The organism is Pseudarthrobacter sp. NIBRBAC000502771, assembly GCF_006517215.1.
Taxonomy (GTDB): Bacteria; Actinomycetota; Actinomycetes; order Actinomycetales; family Micrococcaceae; genus Arthrobacter; species Arthrobacter niigatensis.
In genome coordinates this window covers 2,100,860-2,117,422 of sequence record NZ_CP041187.1, presented here as the reverse complement: position 1 = coordinate 2,117,422, position 16,563 = coordinate 2,100,860, and the positions used below count along the sequence as shown (strand labels likewise).

Annotated in this window: 13 protein-coding genes; 8 read left to right on the top strand and 5 right to left on the bottom strand. The window is 65.2% G+C overall.

The window, feature by feature from the left end:
• Nucleotides 1–29 precede the first annotated feature (29 nt).
• Nucleotides 30–977 (bottom strand): glycoside hydrolase family 16 protein, encoded by a 948-nt coding sequence (locus NIBR502771_RS09880; protein WP_246839865.1) that lies wholly within the window; start codon nt 975–977, stop codon nt 30–32.
• A 625-nt stretch (nt 978–1,602) separates the two neighbouring features.
• Here NIBR502771_RS09880 and NIBR502771_RS09875 point away from each other — a divergent pair.
• The 3 genes from NIBR502771_RS09875 to NIBR502771_RS09865 all read left to right on the top strand — a co-directional run bounded on the left by NIBR502771_RS09875 (nt 1,603) and on the right by NIBR502771_RS09865 (nt 4,483).
• Entirely contained in the window at nt 1,603–2,787 is a 1,185-nt protein-coding gene (locus NIBR502771_RS09875) for a DDE-type integrase/transposase/recombinase (RefSeq protein ID WP_141157960.1), read from the top strand.
• Between the two features lie 218 nt (nt 2,788–3,005).
• Complete coding sequence (locus NIBR502771_RS09870; RefSeq protein WP_210411375.1) at nt 3,006–3,404, top strand: GntR family transcriptional regulator; 399 nt, start codon at nt 3,006–3,008, stop codon at nt 3,402–3,404.
• Nucleotides 3,401–4,483 (top strand): DUF1648 domain-containing protein, encoded by a 1,083-nt coding sequence (locus NIBR502771_RS09865; RefSeq protein WP_141159605.1) that lies wholly within the window; start codon nt 3,401–3,403, stop codon nt 4,481–4,483. Before NIBR502771_RS09870 ends, NIBR502771_RS09865 begins: the two co-directional genes overlap by 4 nt.
• A gap of 123 nt (nt 4,484–4,606) precedes the next feature.
• Here the strand turns inward: NIBR502771_RS09865 and NIBR502771_RS09860 are convergent, their stop codons facing one another.
• The 3 genes from NIBR502771_RS09860 to pdhA are packed head-to-tail and all read right to left on the bottom strand — an operon-like array spanning nt 4,607 to nt 8,525.
• Nucleotides 4,607–6,187, bottom strand: a complete 1,581-nt coding sequence (locus tag NIBR502771_RS09860; RefSeq protein WP_141159604.1) for a dihydrolipoamide acetyltransferase family protein — start codon at nt 6,185–6,187, stop codon at nt 4,607–4,609.
• A 2-nt stretch (nt 6,188–6,189) separates the two neighbouring features.
• A complete protein-coding gene (locus NIBR502771_RS09855) occupies nt 6,190–7,302 on the bottom strand; it encodes an alpha-ketoacid dehydrogenase subunit beta (protein ID WP_141159603.1) in 1,113 nt (370 codons plus the stop codon).
• Nucleotides 7,299–8,525, bottom strand: coding sequence for a pyruvate dehydrogenase (acetyl-transferring) E1 component subunit alpha (gene pdhA / locus NIBR502771_RS09850; protein WP_141159602.1), 1,227 nt, complete (start codon nt 8,523–8,525; stop codon nt 7,299–7,301). Before pdhA ends, NIBR502771_RS09855 begins: the two co-directional genes overlap by 4 nt.
• Before the next feature lie 160 nt (nt 8,526–8,685).
• Here pdhA and NIBR502771_RS09845 point away from each other — a divergent pair, with 160 nt between their 5' ends.
• The 5 genes from NIBR502771_RS09845 (at nt 8,686) to NIBR502771_RS09825 (ending at nt 13,936) form a co-directional block, all read left to right on the top strand.
• Nucleotides 8,686–9,144, top strand: a complete 459-nt coding sequence (locus NIBR502771_RS09845) for an Lrp/AsnC family transcriptional regulator (protein ID WP_141161497.1) — start codon at nt 8,686–8,688, stop codon at nt 9,142–9,144.
• 506 nt (nt 9,145–9,650) lie between these two features.
• Nucleotides 9,651–10,097, top strand: coding sequence for a hypothetical protein (locus tag NIBR502771_RS09840; protein WP_141159601.1), 447 nt, complete (start codon nt 9,651–9,653; stop codon nt 10,095–10,097).
• Nucleotides 10,098–10,174: 77 nt separating this feature from the next.
• Nucleotides 10,175–11,311 carry a hypothetical protein gene (locus tag NIBR502771_RS09835; RefSeq protein WP_141159600.1) on the top strand — a complete coding sequence of 379 codons (1,137 nt, stop codon included), beginning with the start codon at nt 10,175–10,177 and terminating at the stop codon, nt 11,309–11,311.
• A gap of 1 nt (nt 11,312) precedes the next feature.
• On the top strand, nt 11,313–11,801 hold the full coding sequence (locus NIBR502771_RS09830; RefSeq protein ID WP_141159599.1) for a hypothetical protein: 489 nt from the start codon (nt 11,313–11,315) through the stop codon (nt 11,799–11,801).
• Nucleotides 11,798–13,936, top strand: coding sequence for an OmpL47-type beta-barrel domain-containing protein (locus NIBR502771_RS09825; RefSeq protein ID WP_141159598.1), 2,139 nt, complete (start codon nt 11,798–11,800; stop codon nt 13,934–13,936). The genes NIBR502771_RS09830 and NIBR502771_RS09825 overlap by 4 nt, the downstream gene beginning before the upstream one ends.
• 315 nt (nt 13,937–14,251) lie before the next feature.
• Here NIBR502771_RS09825 and NIBR502771_RS09820 read toward each other — a convergent pair whose 3' ends face one another.
• Entirely contained in the window at nt 14,252–16,474 is a 2,223-nt protein-coding gene (locus tag NIBR502771_RS09820) for a transglycosylase domain-containing protein (protein WP_141159597.1), read from the bottom strand.
• Nucleotides 16,475–16,563: the final 89 nt, after the last annotated feature.

Sequence of the window (16,563 nt, the reverse complement as noted above, 5' to 3'; positions counted from 1 at the left end):
CCTGTAATGCATCTGCGCGGCCCGCGCCGCTACGTCCTTTCCCAGATGGACACCCAGTCCACCAGGACATGCCCGTTGGTTTCGGGCAGTGGACAGTTCGGGGAGCAGGACTCGGTCTGCAGGATGTAGTGCATCGGCTTGGTCGGGACAAACCTTGTGGAGACGCCCAGCGATTTTCCGTCAAGGAAGAATTCGATGCCATCGGCGCGCCACTCCGTCGTGGCGATGTGCCAGTCCCCGTATGGCTGATTGGGCCGGAAGACGTCACTTCGGTGTTCACCGGCTTCCACACCGTGAACTGCAGCGTAGATGACCTTTGACAGGTCCCCTTCCGGGAAGTCGATCTCTCCGTCCTGGGGCCACTGCTTGCTGTCCGGCCACAGCAGCCACGCCAACTTGAAGCCCGGCAAGACATCGGCTTTGAAGCGAACGGAGTATCGCCCGTACACCAGGCTGTTGTAGGGCCGCTGGCTGGCGCCGTCGAGTTTGGGTGACGGCGCAGCACCCATTGCCACGCCGTCTTCCGAGTGGAGGAACATGTCCAGGACGCCGTCGTGGACACTCAGTACCTTCGACGGGAAGTACCCCGAGGTCCTTGCGCCCTTGGGCTGCTGCTGGGCGGCCGTGTCCGGTGTTCCGTCCGCGTAGTTCTCACTCCAGCGTGGGGCGTAGATAGGCCCGGGAAATGTCCCGAGACCAACATCTCCATCGGTGAAGTCCTCCGCGAAAACCTGTTTCCAGCCGGGAAGATCGGCGGTGGGCATGGCCTCTGAAGCAGCAGAAGGGTCTGCGAACCGGGGGGCGCCGGAGGCAACCGGAGGCTCTACGTCGTGGGAAACCTCGGGAGCGGCGGAGGGCGATGGCGCACCAGTCGTCGATGGATCCGCGGGGTCGGAGGCGCCGGACCCCGGCCCGGGCCCTGGGCCGGCAGGAACGTTGAGGTCCCCGCAGGCAACAGCCGTCAAAGCGATGACCATGACAAGGACAAGACTGCGGGCGTGATGCGCAAAAGTCGCCAATGGCCTGCCTCCGTCCAGTCAGAGTTATTGGATTCTACCGCTGGGTAATCCAGGCGGCGATCGGCTCCGCAACGGGTGTCTGCATTGCTGTCCTCCCCCTGGATCCCTAACTGACGGGGATAGCCATGCGTGGTACCCCGTCCCCTAGTCCGGTCCATCCTACGAACGGTCCCGGCGGCCGGTCATGAGTACCTTGTACTCAGGTTTCCGGCAACTGGCTCGGGCCGCACGGCAGGGGTACCTGTTTTTGGCCCGATCGACTGCGGCGGACGGCCGCGCGGTTAGAATCCGCGGGCAAAGGGAAGGCCCCTCCTAGGAGGGGCCATGAACGTAGTGGTCATTTGTCTTCTGGTATCGGTCAGCGGTGATGCGCAATCCCCCTTCCCGGACGCCCAGGCGCCCATCCGGACTATGACCCGACCCACTTTAATAACGTGCGGCCAGGGCGTAAAGACCCCGCGTTGACTCATTGAAAACCTCCGCGTTGCCGGATTCGTTGCCTCATTTGAAAACCTCCGCGTAGCGGCGTGGTTAAGGGTGATGGCAGCGGGTGCAGGTTATGCCCGTTTTCATGGAGCTAACGATGGCCCAGCGGCAAGCTGTGACGAAGAAGAAAGCCCTCGCCTACCGAGGTGCTGATCGTGCAGGAAAGTCCCGGATCCTGAACGAGTTGGTCGAGTTGACCGGATGGCACCGCGACTACGCCCGGGCCGCGTTGCGGGACGCACTGGTCCTGAAGATCGTCAAACCCAGACCGGGCAGGATACCGGTGTACGGCCCTGATCTGCTGGATCCTTTGATTAGGTGCTGGGCGGTGCTGCGGGCCCCTGCGGGCAAGCTTCTGGCCCCGATGCTGCCGGTTCTGGTGCCGCTGCTTCGCCGTGACAAAGAACTGGACATCACCGATGAGCAAGCCGCGTTACTGATGCGGATGAGCGCGGCGACCATCGACCGGAAACTCGCCGGCGCGCGGGCGAAGCTGACGCTGCGGGGACGGTCCCACACCAAACCCGGAACGTTACTCAAATCCCAGATCGCGGTCCGGACCTGGGCCGAATGGGACGACGCCGTGCCGGGTTTCGTCGAGATCGACCTGGTCGGCCACGAGGGCGGCAACAGCTTCGGAGAGTTCTGCTTCACGCTGACCGTGACGGACATTTGCACTGGATGGACGGTGAACAGGTCCGTGCGGAACAAGGCCGCCAAATGGGTCTTCGAAGCCCTTGAACACGTCACCTCAGTATTCCCGTTTCCGATTATCGGGATCGATTCGGACAACGGCTCGGAATTCATCAACGACCACCTGCTGGCCTACTGCCACGCCCGCCAGATCACCTTTACCCGCTCCCGGCCCGGGAACAAGAACGATGGCGCTCACGTGGAGCAAAAGAACTGGGCCCGGGTCCGGGAGCTGGTCGGCTACCTGCGCTACGACACCACCAGCGAACTGGAGAAACTCAATGAGATCTGGGAGCTGGACCGTGTCTTCACCAACTACCTCCTGCCCCAGCAGAAGCTGGTTTCCAAGCAGCGCTACGGCGCGAAGGTCAGCAAGAAACACGACACACCCGCCACACCCCACCAAAGAGCGATACGGCATCCGCGGATGCGTAAAAGCCCGGTCATACGCATGAACGCCGCCTTCAAACGCATCAAACCCGGAGCTCTCTCCCGCCAGATCCTGGCCCTCACAGCCGAACTGGAAACCCTGGCCCTGGCAAAGAAACCCGCACCGATCAGACCCGTTAACCGGGCCTGGAACCCCTAGACCTCCGGAGCTTCTTCACTGAGGCATCGATCACGCGAAAACGGAGGTTCTCATTTGAGGCAACGTATTAGTCCTCCCGGAGGTATTGCAATGAGGCAACAGGGACCCCACTTGGAAAAAATTTGGACGCCCGACGGCGGGGGCGGGCCCAGAGCGGACCAGTGGCCCTAGCGTCAATCTCACCTTTGTTCTATAACTAATAGAACAAAGGTTTGGAGGTGGGCGCATTGATCCTCAGCGTGGACTTGGGTGCCGACGTCCCGATCTACCAGCAAATCCGTGACCAGATCGTGGAGGCAATCGCCCACGGTTCTTTGACGGACGGGAGCGCGTTGCCGCCCACCCGCACGCTCGCCGCCGATTTCGGCATCAACTTCCATACTGTCAACAAGGCCTACGATCTCCTCCGGCAGGAAGGCTTGATCCGCCTTAGCCGCGGCACTGGTGCGGTGGTGACCGCGCCGGCGACGGACCAGCTCCCGGCTGACTGGACCGCCCGGGCCAGGACCCTCCTGGCCGAGGCCGTGGCCCGTGGACTTCCCGCAGATGAGGTACTTAGGACCTGCCGGACACTGCTCGATTCATTTGGCGCCACACAGCAGGAAGGCACGCCATGATTATTTCCGTGATTTTGGGCCTGGTGTTGTTGGGCCTGGTTCTGCTGCTGGCACTGGTACCTCCGTCGGTCACCAGCGGCACTGTTCCCTTCGGGGTCCGCATCCCCGCCCAGTATGCTGGCGATCCGGTGGTTGCGGCGCAGTCGCGCCTGTACCGGCGGCGGGTCCTGCTCTGCGGGGGCATCGTCGCGGTGGCCGGGGTGGCCAGCGTCGCGGTGACCGGGCAGCCGTTGCTGCTGCCGTTGTCGGTGCTGGTGCTGGTGGGTACCTGGTATGGCTGCTTCTTCCTGGCCCACCAGGAGATCCGCGCGGCGAAACTTGCCGGCGGCTGGTTCCAGGGCCTGCACCAGGGCATAGCGGTGGACACCGAGCTGCGGACCAATCCCCCACGGTTTCCCTGGCTCTGGCTGGCGCCCGCCGTGGCCGTCACCCTCGCCACGGCGGTTATCGGAATCATGATGTACCCGTCCATGCCGCAGAACCTCGCAGTGCACTATGGCGCCAACGGCGTGCCGAACAGGATTGAAGTGAAGTCGGTCGGCTCCGCATTTTCGCTGGTTTTCCTGCAACTGGGGCTGACGGCCTTACTGGGAGGCATCGCCGCGGCCGTAGTCCGCAGCAGGCCCGATCTTGACCCGGCCCGCCCCCTGGGGTCCTCGCGCTGGGCCCGGCACTACATGTCGCTGGGCGCCAAAGCGCTGCTCGGGCTGGTGGCCATGATCGACCTGGGGCTGATGGGTTCGTCGCTGTTGATGTGGACCGGGACCGTTTCCCGGTGGGCACCTCTGGTGATCGTAATCCCGGTATTGGCCTCGGTGGCGGCGACTATTGCCGTGTTGGCAAGGAACAACAGGGACCGCGGGAGCAATGGGGAAGACACCGGCCTCACCCACCGCGACGACGACAAGTTTTGGCGGGGCGGCGTGATCTATATCAACCGGGAGGATCCGGCACTGGTGGTTCCGCGCAGGTTCGGCATTGGGTGGACCCTGAACTTCGGCGACCCCAGGGCGGCGATGCTGCTGGCCGGCGTGGTGGCACTGATCGGCCTGGTGATCGCGCTCCGCTTCGCGAGCTGAGGGGCTTTTCGACACCCAAATTCGTTTTCGACGCGCAAAAAGGCTGGCGCGGCCCGAATGTCGGGAGCGCCAGCCTCTCTGTGGGTCCGTGGAGGTTTTCCGTGTCCAAAACGTCCGGCGGGGTTAGATGTCCGCCAGAAGGGACGTGGGGTTCTCGATGGCGTCGGCCACGAAGCGGAGGAAGCCTCCGGCCGTGCCGCCGTCGCAGACCCGGTGGTCGAAGGTCAGCGTGAGTTCGGTGACCTTGCGGACAGCCAGCCCGCCGTTGACCACCCACGGCTTGTCGATGATGCGGCCCACGCCGAGGATGCCCACCTCCGGGTGGTTGATGATTGCCGCCGAGCCGTCGACGCCGAACACGCCATAGTTGTTCACCGTGAACGTTCCGCCGCCCAACTCAGCCGGGGTCGCTTTGCCGTCGCGGGCCACCTGGGTGAGGCGGCGGATCTCCGCATCCAACTCCCGGGCGCTGAGCTTCTCGGCACCGCGGACCGAGGGCACCACCAGGCCGCGGTCGGTCTGCGCCGCGAAGCCCAGGTTGATCCCGTCGAAGGCCACGATCTCCTGCGACCCATCGTCGGCAGTCTCGATGCGGGTGTTCAGTTCCGGATACTTCTTCAACCCGGCAGTGACGAACCGGGCAATGAATGCGAGCAGGCCGGGGACCTCAGCACCGCTGGCTTTCAGCCCCTCGCGCAGCTCCATCAGCGCGGTGGCGTCCACGTCCACCCACACCGTGGCTTCCGGGATCTCGGAACGGCTGCGCGCCATGTTCGCGGCAACGGCCTTGCGGACGCCGCGGACGGGCGTGCGGGCGGAGACGGCGAGTCCGGTGCGGGCGTCCACGGGGTTGGCCGGGGTGGCCTCCCGGGGTCCGGCGGCCGACTGCGTTTCGACTGGTTTGGTCTCCTCAGGCTTGGCTGCTGGGGCTTCCGCCGGTGCAGTGGTCCGCAGGGCAGCCTCAACGTCGCGCCGCATGATCAGGCCGCTGTCGCCGGAGCCGGAGATTTCCCCGAGGTCCACGCCGTACTCCCGGGCCATGCGCCGGACCAGCGGCGAAATCACGGCACCAAGCTTGCCCGGCACGCGGGTGCGCAGGAGGCTGAGGTCGTCCTCGGTGGGCTTGGCCTGAGCAGGTTCAGCGAGCGCGACGGCGGCCTTCGGGGCACGGGTGCGCCGGGCAACGCCATGGCCACCAGGGGTCCCATAACCGATCAGGACATTCCCGGAGCCTGCCTTCTCCTCTTCCCGATAGGTCTCGGCTGCCGCCGCCGCGGATGATGCCGCCCCGGGAGTGGCATCTAAGGAACGGGACGAGGGACCCGATGCGAGCTTGCGAGCATTGGGAAGTCCGGGGCCGCTTCCAGAGCCGGACGGCATGCTGCTTGCAGCATGGCCGTCCGGCGAAGGGGCGGGGGCGGCATCGTTCGCGTCGGACACCGGAGCGGCCACGCCAGACGAAAGCGGCGTCACCGAGATCAGCGGCTTCCCCACATCCAGGGTCTCCCCCGGCTGGCCGTGCAGCTCGGCCACGATCCCGGCGTACGGGGAGGGTACCTCCACCGCGGACTTGGCGGTCTCCACCTCGGCGATGGGCTGGTCGACGGCGATCTCGTCACCAACGGAGACATGCCACGCCACCAGTTCGGCTTCGGTGAGGCCCTCGCCCAGGTCGGGCAGCAAAAACACGCGTGGTTCGCTCATGGTCAGTTCTCCCACTGCAGGTCGTCAACGGCGTCGAGGATGCGGTCCACGCCGGGCAGGTAGTACTTCTCGAGTTTGGGCGCCGGGTAGGGGACGTCGAACCCTGTCACGCGGCGGATAGGTGCGGCGAGGTAGTGGAAGCAGCGTTCCTGCACCCGGGCCACGATCTCAGAGGACACGGACGCGAAGCCGTGCGCCTCGGCGATCACCACGGCCCGGCCGGTCTTGCGGACGGACTCGCACACGGTCTCATCATCGAACGGCACAATCGTCCGCACGTCGATCACTTCCAGCGAGCGGCCCTCCAGCGCCGCGGCCTCGGCCGCGGCAAGGGCGGTGGGCACGGACGGGCCGTAGGCAATCAGCGTCGCGTCGGTGCCGGGACGCGCGACGGCGGCCCTCCCCTCGGAGGTGCGTCCCGTCGTCGTGCCTTCCGCGTGTTGGCGGCGCAGCTCGCCAAGGTCCACCGAGTCCTTGGTCCAGTACATCTTCTTGGGCTCCATGAAGATGACGGGGTCGTCGGAGTCGATGGCTTCGCGGAGCATCCGGTAGCCGTCCGCCACGGTGGCGGGGGTGTAGACCTTCAGGCCGGCGGTGTGGGCGTAGTAGGACTCGGAGGAATCGCAGTGGTGTTCCACTCCGCCGATGCCGCCGCCGTACGGGATGCGGATGACCATGGGCAGTTTCACGGCCCCCTTGGTGCGGTTGTGCATCTTGGCCACGTGGCTGACGATCTGCTCGAACGCCGGGTAGGCGAACGCGTCGAACTGCATCTCGATCACCGGGCGCATCCCGTTGATCGCCATGCCGACGGCCATGCCCACGATGCCGGATTCGGCCAGCGGGGTGTCGAAGCAGCGCTGCTCGCCGAACGTGGCGGTGAGGCCGTCGGTGATGCGGAAGACGCCGCCCAGCATGCCCACGTCCTCGCCGAAGACCAGGACGGAGGAGTCGGCGTGCATGGCGTCGGCCAGGGCCGTGTTCAGGGCCTTGGCCATGGTGACCGGCTGCGGGCCGGCGGCTTCGGCGGACGCTGCTGCGGAGGCTGCGGCGCGGGCGGTCGCGGCGGAAACGTTGCCGTTGGCCTCGGATGAGGTGGTGATGGTGGGGCTCACTTGCCGGCCTCCTTCGAATCGACAGCTGCGGCGTCGCGGGCCAACTCGTCGGCGAGCAGGGCGGACTGTTCCTTCAGCTGCGGAGTTTGTACAGAAAAGACGTGCCGGAACAGCTCCTGCGGGTCCACGGGTACGTCCTCGCCGAGGCCCTCGCGCAGCTGAGCGGCAACCGCCTCAGCGTGTTCACGGATGCGGGCCTCGCCGTCGTCATCCAGCAGCCCCCGGTCCGTGAGGTACGTGCGCATCCTGTTGACCGGGTCCTTGGCCCGCCACTCTGCAACCTCGCTGTTTTCCCGGTAGCGGGTGTCGTCGTCGGCGTTCGTGTGGGCTTGCATGCGGTACGTGTTCGCCTCGACCAGCAGCGGGCCGCAGCCTTCGCGGGCGAGCTTCACGGCACGGTCCAGGACGGCGAGCAGCGCCACGACGTCGTTGCCGTCCACGCGTTCGCCCGCCATGCCGTAGCCCACGGCCTTGTGCGCCAGCGACGGCGCCACGGACTGGTGCGCCAGCGGCACCGAGATGGCGTACTTGTTGTTCTGGACGAAGAAGATCACCGGCAGGTGGAAGACGGCGGCAAAGTTGAGGGCCTCGTGGAAGTCGCCTTCGCTGGTGGCGCCGTCGCCGCACATGGCCAGCACCACGGTGTCCTCGCCGCGGAGCTTGGCGGCGTGGGCCACCCCGACGGCGTGCAGCAGCTGGGTGGTCAGCGGGGTGCACTGGATGCCCACCTTGTACTTGAGGGGGTCGTAGCCGCCGTGCCAGTCGCCGCGGAAGATGGTCATCACCTGCACCGGGTCCACGCCGCGGGTCATGACGGCCACGGCGTCGCGGTAGGTGGGGAACATCCAGTCGCCTTCGGAGAGGCACAGGGCGGCGGCCACTTGGCAGGCTTCCTGGCCGTGGCTGGAGGGATAGACAGCCATGCGGCCCTGCCGGACCAAGGCGGAGTTCTGGTCGTTGACGCGGCGGCCGACGACGAGTTGTTCGTACGCTGCCAGCAGTTCCTTGTCGCCGGGCACGGGGTATTCGTGGCCGGGCTGGGTGCCCTGCTCACCTTCGGGCTTGAGCCTGCCGTCCGGATCCACCATCTGGATCTGGTGCCGGGCGGGGAGCATGTAGTCCTCCACCGTGATGCCGAACTTCTTCACAGCTTCCGTCAGCGCATTTTCGGGCGCTGCCGTGCTTGTGGTGTCCGGTGCGGTGTGGTCTGCGGAGATCGTCATTGGTCCGTCCTTCGGTAGCCACTATTCCCTCCCAGTATTGCCCTGAGGCCGGTTTCGTATCTACTGGATGGGCAAATCGTGGAGAAGCTGCTCTATAGGCCCTATTGTTGAAGACGATTTGTAACTGTGATGTGGATTACCGACAGGAGCCGTGGACAAAATGCCGGGCAAGGAAGCTGCTGAAGTTCCGTTGGACGAGATTGACCGTCGCATCATTGCCGAGCTGACCCGTGATGGCCGGATGTCCGTGACCCAGGTGGCGGAGAATGTGCACATCTCGCGGGCCCACGCCTACTCCCGGATTGCCCGGCTGACCGGCGACGGCGTGCTGACCCGTTTCACGGCGCTGGTTGATCCCATCAAGGCGGGCCTGAAGTCCTCCGCCTATGTGACCCTGAAGCTGAAGCAGGACTCGTGGCGCGAGCTCCGCGACCAACTGGGCGCCATCCCCGAGGTGCACCACATCGCCCTGGTGGGTGGCGACTTCGACGTGATCCTGCTGGTCCGCGCCGTGGACAACATCGACCTGCGCCGGGTCATCTTCGACCAGCTCCAGACCATGCCCGGCGTGCTCGACACGCAGACGTTCCTGGTGTTCGAGGACGTGGATACGCGGTAGGCAAGCTGACCCGATCCCTCCGCGACCGAGGCTCACTATCGACGCGCGACTGGGCCCCGTGACGCGCAGATTCATCTCCGACTCGCCAGCTACTTTTCGAGGCGCACATTTCTGATGCGCCAGGGAAGGTGCGCTTCACGTTCGCTTTTGCGCGTCGAAAACGAGTGTCCCGGATACGCAGGATTGGCTCAATGTGAGCGCTCCATAGCGCTGCTGGGGCAGTACCCGAAGACAGCGAACGTCGACTACTTGGTTTGGCCCTGTGCGCCGCGGGTTTTCGCCATCCGCGGAGAAGTGTCCAGCCCCAAAGAGCGCGGAGAACGCAGGTAGTGGCAGCGCTTACCGAGTACCCGGCTCCTTGAGGTTCCAGAAACTCGGGTACCGGTACCTGTTGTTGCGCCTGTTTCGCTCCGACAAACATTGGGTCATCGATCCACCGGAAGGCACCTGGATGGAGCCACCAATGGGGGAACGGGTTCTCAATCACACATTCAAGGAGCTTCTCCATGCGCAAGATGACCAAGAAGAACAAGATCGCCGCTGTTGCCTTGTCCGCGACGCTGCTGGCAGCCGGCGGCGGCGCCGCATACGCCTACTGGAGCACCACGGGCGGCGGTAGTGGATCCGCCGCCGCCTCAAAGGGCACCGACCCCGTAAGCATCTCGGTGACGTTCGACCAAGGTCTTGCCCCCGGCGGGTCTGAGGACATCCTCTACTCGGCAACCAACCCGAACTCCTCCAGCACCACTGTCACTTTGGACAAGGCCGTTGTGACTGCCACGGGGAACTGTGACACGTCCTGGATTACGGCTTCCGTCCCGTCGGGCACTATCACCATTGCAGCGGGCGCCACCGAAGCCTTGGGCAAGGGCACGCTCTCGTTTGCCGATACCGCTACCAACCAGGATTCCTGCAAGGGCGCCATCATCACGGTGACGGCCAACAGCAAGTAGCCAAGCGAGCGGGCCGGGGGCGGTGCGAATCCGCCCCCGGCTTGCCGTAATTTGCACCAAGGAAAGAGGGGCACAGGGTGCACGAGCAGGACGGACATCCGCGGCGTCGCAGGCGGACCGGCATCAAGGCAGCACTTGTCGCACTGATACTGCTGCTGGTGAGCGCGGGGGCGCTGGTCGCGGCGTCGAATAATCCAAAACCGGGCATCACGGTGCAGGTCTCCCCTGCAAGCCAGTCCGTCCAGCAAGGCCAGCAGGCCGCGTACACGGTCACCGTGACCTCCACTGGCGGCTTCAGCGGCACGGTCAATCTCACCGCCGCGGGACTGCCGGCAGGAGCAAACGGTACCTTCTCGCCGTCGTCCGTCACCCTCAACTCCGGCAGCACCGCAACGGCCACCCTGAACACCGCCACCGCAACAACCACGCCGGCGGGCACCAGCTCCATCACAATCACCGCAACCAGCGGCAAGGTCTCCGGCAGCGCGACGGCCGGCCTCACGGTGAACTACAAGATCTCCAGCTCGTTCTCGATGACTGCCTCCCCGGACTCCGTGAGCATCCCGCCAGGGGCAACCGCGGTCTACACGCTGCAGCTCAGCCGCACCAACCTCAGCGGACCCATCAACTTCAGCGTCCTGGGTGGCCTGCCGGCCGGAGCCACCGCATCGTTCTCGCCCAACCCGGCCAGCGGAGACTCCACCACCCTCCAGGTAGCCACCACGGGTGACTCCCCCAAAGGAACATCCAGCCTCTACCTGGTGGGCACCGGCAAGGACGCCTCCGGCAAGACGCAGTACGCCTACGCCAACATCCAGCTGGTCCTGGACTCCACCATCAAACAGTTCGGCATCTCCGGGAACGTCCCCGGTACCCTGTCCCCCGGCATGTCGGCCGGGCTGAACCTGCAGATCAGCAACCCCATCAACAAGCCGCTGTCGCTGACCAACCTGTCTGTCGCCGTCGCGGGTGTGACCCGGAGCGCGGCCGCGGTGGCAGCCAACCTGCCCTGCACGGCGGCCGACTTCGCCGTCACCCAGTACAGCGGCCCCTACCCGCTGGCAGTCCCGGCCACGGGCGCTTCGCTCCAGGGGCTCAACGTCGCCCAGACGGCGTGGCCCCGGGTGGGAATGCTGGACACGTCCACCAACCAGGACGGCTGCAAAGGCGCCACCCTCCAGCTCAGCTACTCAGGATCAGGACAGGGGAACTGAGATGACCACCACAAGAAGCCGGGGCCTCAAGGCAGCTGCCCTCGCCGGACTCCTCGTGAGTGCCGGGGCCGGAACGGCCTTTGCCTTCTGGAGCGGCACCGGGGCCGGGAGCGGATCGGCAGCTGCAGGCACCATGCAGGCCGTCACCGTGGACGCCCTCGTCGCCGGCGACAACCCCAAGGCAGCCCTCTACCCTGGCGGCAGCGCCGACGTCGTCCTCCGCCTGACCAACCCCAACCCGTACCCGGTCCAGGTCTACAGCGTCACCGGCAACGGGCTGGCCAGGGCGGATGCCGCGCACCCCGGATGCACCACCACCGGCGTCAGGTTCACTGGCACTGCCGCACCCCTCACCCCCGCAACCTACGTTGCCGCGAACTCGTCAGCACTCATCACCCTCGCCGGAGCGGCCACCATGGACACCACCTCACTCGCAGCCTGCCAGGGCGCAACCTTCAGCGTTCCAGTGACGGCGGAGGTCAGGAAATGAGCCTCGCCGTCCGCAACGCGTCCCTATTCCTCGGCCGCCGGCCGTCCCGCAGGCTGGCCTGGATCATCACAGCGGTCCTGCTCCTGCTCGGCTCGGGCACCGCCGCCTACGCGTTCTGGGCCGCCACCACCAGCAGCAGCAACGCGGCCGCCGCTGCCGACGCCCTGACGCCAGGCTCCAAACCCGCGGTCAGCGCCAACGGCGCCGCGCTCTCGGTCACCTGGGCCAACGGGACCACTGTCAACGGCCGTCCCGCCACCGGCTACACGGTGGCCCGCTACTCGGCAGCAACCGGCGGTACCGCCATCCCGGCTACCGGCGGCTGCGCCGGAACCGTCACCACCCTCACCTGCACGGAGCAGAATGTCCCGGGCGGCACCTGGTACTACACCGTCACTCCGGCCATCGCGCTCTGGACCGGCGCCGAGAGCCCGCGCAGCAACGGCGTCAGCAGCGACTCCATACCGCCCACTGCTTCAGCTTCCGTTTCGCCCTCCCCCAACGCGGCCGGCTGGAACAACACCAGCCCCGTCACCGTGACAGTCACGGCCGACGACGGCACGAACGGTTCCGGTGTCGCCTCCATTACGTACGCGGTCGACGGCGGCGCGCAGCAGACGGTGAGCGGCGCCGCCGCCACCATTCCGGTTGCCGGGGAGGGGACGCACACGGTGTCCTACTTCGCGACTGACAAGGTGGGTAACGCCGGAACGGCGCAGAACCAGGTGGTTAGTATCGATACCCTGGCGCCGGCGGCTCCTGCCTTTACCACCCCGCTTCCCAACGCCAACGTTGCCAACGCTTCCCGGGTAACCGTCGGCGGCACCGCTGAGGCAGGGGCCACGATCAACCTCACAGCCAGCGACGGTGCCGGGCACTCCGTTCCGGGGACGGCCGCCGCGTCCGGAAGCGGCGCGTGGTCCATCACCATGAACCTCAGCAGCCTGAACGAGGGAACCGTGACGTTCTCGGCAACGGCAACGGATGCCGCCGGCAACACGAGCGCAACCAGGACGGCCACGGGCATCAAGGACATTTCGGCCCCTGCTGCCGCTACGGCCCTGAAAGTCCCGACGTACGTCAATGCCACTACCGCCCCGTCCATCAACGTAGCGGGCAACGCGGAAGCCGGGGCGACCGTATCTGTTTCGGCCATGAGCCCAGGGTCCCCCGCCGCAGTTACGGGCACCACGGTTGCCAGCAACGGCACTTGGTCGCTGAACCTTGACCTCAGGTCCCTCAAAGATGACACCGTCACCTACACGGTCACGGTTATCGATGCAGCGGGCAACACCAGCGGACCAGCCACAACTTCTAGCCTTAAGGACACCGTTGCGCCAGTGCTGAAGCTCAATGCACTGCAAAACATCCTTGCAAGCAATGTGCCGAATTATCCGATCAGCGGCACCAGCGACTCCGGCTCAGCCGTAAGTGTGAATGTCACCGACGGCACGATCACCATTCCCGGGACCGCCTCCGGGGCGACTTGGAACACGGGTTCGCTGAACCTGACGAGCCTTAAGGACACGTCCACGACTGTTCCGACAGTTACCGTCACGGTTACGGCTTCCACCAGCGACGCGGCAGGCAACAGCACCGCCGTTTCTGCAACAGTCACCAAGGACACCGCGCGACCCACTGTCAAGAGCGTCACCCTGGCGAACGGCAGCGGAGGCGCCAAGCCGAATCAGGCGGATAAGGGCGACACCGTGACCATACAGTTCTCCGAAGCCTTGGATCCGGCCAAGTTCTGCTCAAGCGCCACCACCGCCACGACCTTCAACGGCACCGTCACGTTGATCGAGAACTCAACTAATGACGGGCTGAGCTTCGCGACCGGCGACTGCCTCGACTTCAACATAGGGACCATCGCCCTGGGCGCCAACTACGTCAGCGCAAATGCGACCTTCGGACCCAACGGCAATGGAGCGGGCGGCGCTTCGACCCTGACACTGGACGCAACCGGCAAGATTCTGACGATCAAGTTCGGCAACTCGGCAACTGGCAGCACACTGCAAAATGTCGGGATCACAAAGGCGTCGTACACACCCTCGGCAAATCTGACAGACCTCGCCGGAAACGCATTTGCATCGCCTGTCACCATCTTCACCGAAACTAACCAGTCCGGCTTCTGAGAAGTTATCCGGACGCCACATTAGGGTCGCCCTGCAGTCCACCCGGCTGCAGGGCGATCTGCGTTACGCAGCGCAGGTCATTTCCGCCGGCGGACCACCAGCACGATGTACAGGGCAACGCCCACGGCCACCAAGGCGCCGATGCTGATTCCTAGATTCCCAGTGTTGAACATGACCGGTTCCCTTCTTGCGGAGGATGTTGTTCACGTATGCCACATCAGCGATACGCATATCAGGTTGCGACCCGCAGGCTCCGCCGCGACACCCAAATAACCCGTGCGTCAGGGATTTTGCCGGTCGAAAACGGCATCCGGGTCACTTGCCCTTCGACGGCGTGGGCTGCGAAACGGTTCCGGGGGCGCTGACCAGGTTCTGCGGCGGGGCGTCAAAGTTGCCGTGGTCGTACAGGCCCACAACACCCTGCATGTACTGCGCCCACTGCGGACCGGCGATGAATGCCCCATCCACCGCCGGGTAGAACTTGCCGTTGACGGTGATGTTGCGGCCCAATCGGGTCGGGCCGCCGTTGAAGGGGTCGCCGAAGAAGGACGCCGTCGCCAGGCCCTTCGTATAGCCAACCACCCAGGTCTGGTTGTTGTACTCGTTGGTTCCGGTTTTGGCGGCATCCGGAACCCCCAGCTTTTGCGGGATCAGGAGGCCGGAGCCCTTGGTGAGGACGTCCTGGAGGACGTTGGTGACGGCCTTTGCAACGTCCGGTTTGAGGGCGCCGGCCTGGCAGGAGGACGTTTGGCCGCCGATCTTGTTGCCCTGGGAATCGTCCACCTCGGTGATGGACATCGGCGAGCAGTAGGTCCCGTTGGCGTCGAACGTGGCGAAGGCGTTGGCCATGGTCAGCGGCGCGACGTTCTGGCTTCCCAGGATGTTGCCCAGGGTTGAGAGGTCGATTTTTGCGCCGTTTCCGCTGCCCAGGTGCAGGCCGATGGCGTCGGCGGCACGCTGGACGTCGCAGAAATCGTTAAGACCTGCAAGTGAGGCGAACGTTGCCGTGTTGATCGACTGGTAGATGCCTTCCCGGACCGTCATGGGCCGGTACCAGTTGGGTTCATCGTTCTGCAGGTCCGAGGATTGCGGCACGGTGCTGTCGAACCAGCCCTGGACCGGCTGGCAGGTGGTCTTCCACGGGTAGTAGATGCCGTAGCGGCGCTTGGAAGCGTCCACAACCTGGTTGGTGGATTTACCCTCGCCCAGCCACGCGGCCAGGGTCACCGGCTTCATGGTTGATCCCGGCTGCATGCCTCCCACACCGCCCAGGCTGTTCCCGGCACTGTCAGAGCTGTCCACGTTGAAGTTGTAGTCGGAGACAAACCCGGCACCCTGGTCGGGCAGTTTCCGTGAATTCTGCGCCATGGACAGGACCTTGCCGGTGCCCGGTTCGATGGTCACCAGCGAGGCGCCCCACTTGTCCGGGTTTGCACCGGCGGTGGCATCCACCTGCGCCTGGGCCGGTCCCTGCAGGCGCGGATCCAGGGTGGTCTTGATGGTCAGGCCACCGGCCATGATCTTCTGGTCCCGCTCGTCCTGGGTGGTGCCATACGCCGGGTCGTTCTCGATCAGGTGCAGGACGTAGTCGCAGAAGTACTGGGCCTGGGCCGCGTAGGCGCAGCCCTGCTTCGGTGGATTGACCTTGAGCTGGATCGGAGTGTTAATAGCGTCGTCATGCTGCTGCTGGTCGATGTAGCCGTGCTGCAGCATGGCGTCGAGCACCAGGTCGCGGCGGCCTTTGGCCGCTTCCGGGTGCACCGTGGGGTCGTAGAGTGACGGGCCGTTGACCAGGCCGGCCAGCAGGGCGCCCTGGGGCAGGGTGAGGTCCTTGGCATCAACAGAGAAGAAGTACTGGCTCGCGGCCTGGATGCCGTACGCGTTGGCGTTGAAGCCGACGACGTTCAGGTATCCGGCGAGGATCTGGTCCTTGGAGTACTTCTCCTCCAGGCCGATGGCGAGCTTCATCTCCTTGATCTTCTGGTTCACGCCCTTTTGCCCGTTAAGCACCACTTGGGCATCCTTGCCCTGGGCGATGAGGTTCTCGTTGAGCATGTTCGTCACGTACTGCTGGGTCAGCGTGGACGCGCCCTGGTGTCCGCCGGCGGCGTCGACCGCCAGCGCCCGGAAGATGCCTTCGGGATCAATGCCGCCGTGCTGGTAGAACCGGTAGTCCTCGACCGCCACGATCGCGTTCTTGATGTTGGGTGACATCTGGTCGAGCGGGATCCGGGTCCGGTTCTCGTCGAAGAGCGTCGCGATCAGCGACCCGTCCGCCGCCAGGACACGCGTCATCTGTGCGGGCGGCGCGGAGAAGACATCATTGGGGAGGTCGGTGGTCAGGGCGGCGGAACCGCCTGCCACTGCCGTCTCGGTCAGCGCTGCGGCGGGTACCATCAACCCGGCCACCAGGGCGCCGCAAAGGGCGCTGACACCGATGAAACCCAGGAACCAGCCAAGCGTGATACCGGTGGCGCGGAACAGGTTCCTGCGCCGGGGCACGGCTGGGGAAGTTGGGGACGGGACTCGCTTGGGCATTCGTGTGTCCGGATCTTCTTCCTTGCCGGCAACCGTACGTTTTTACCCTACTCTTCAGAATTCGCGTCCCGCGGGCCTACCCCCGCAAC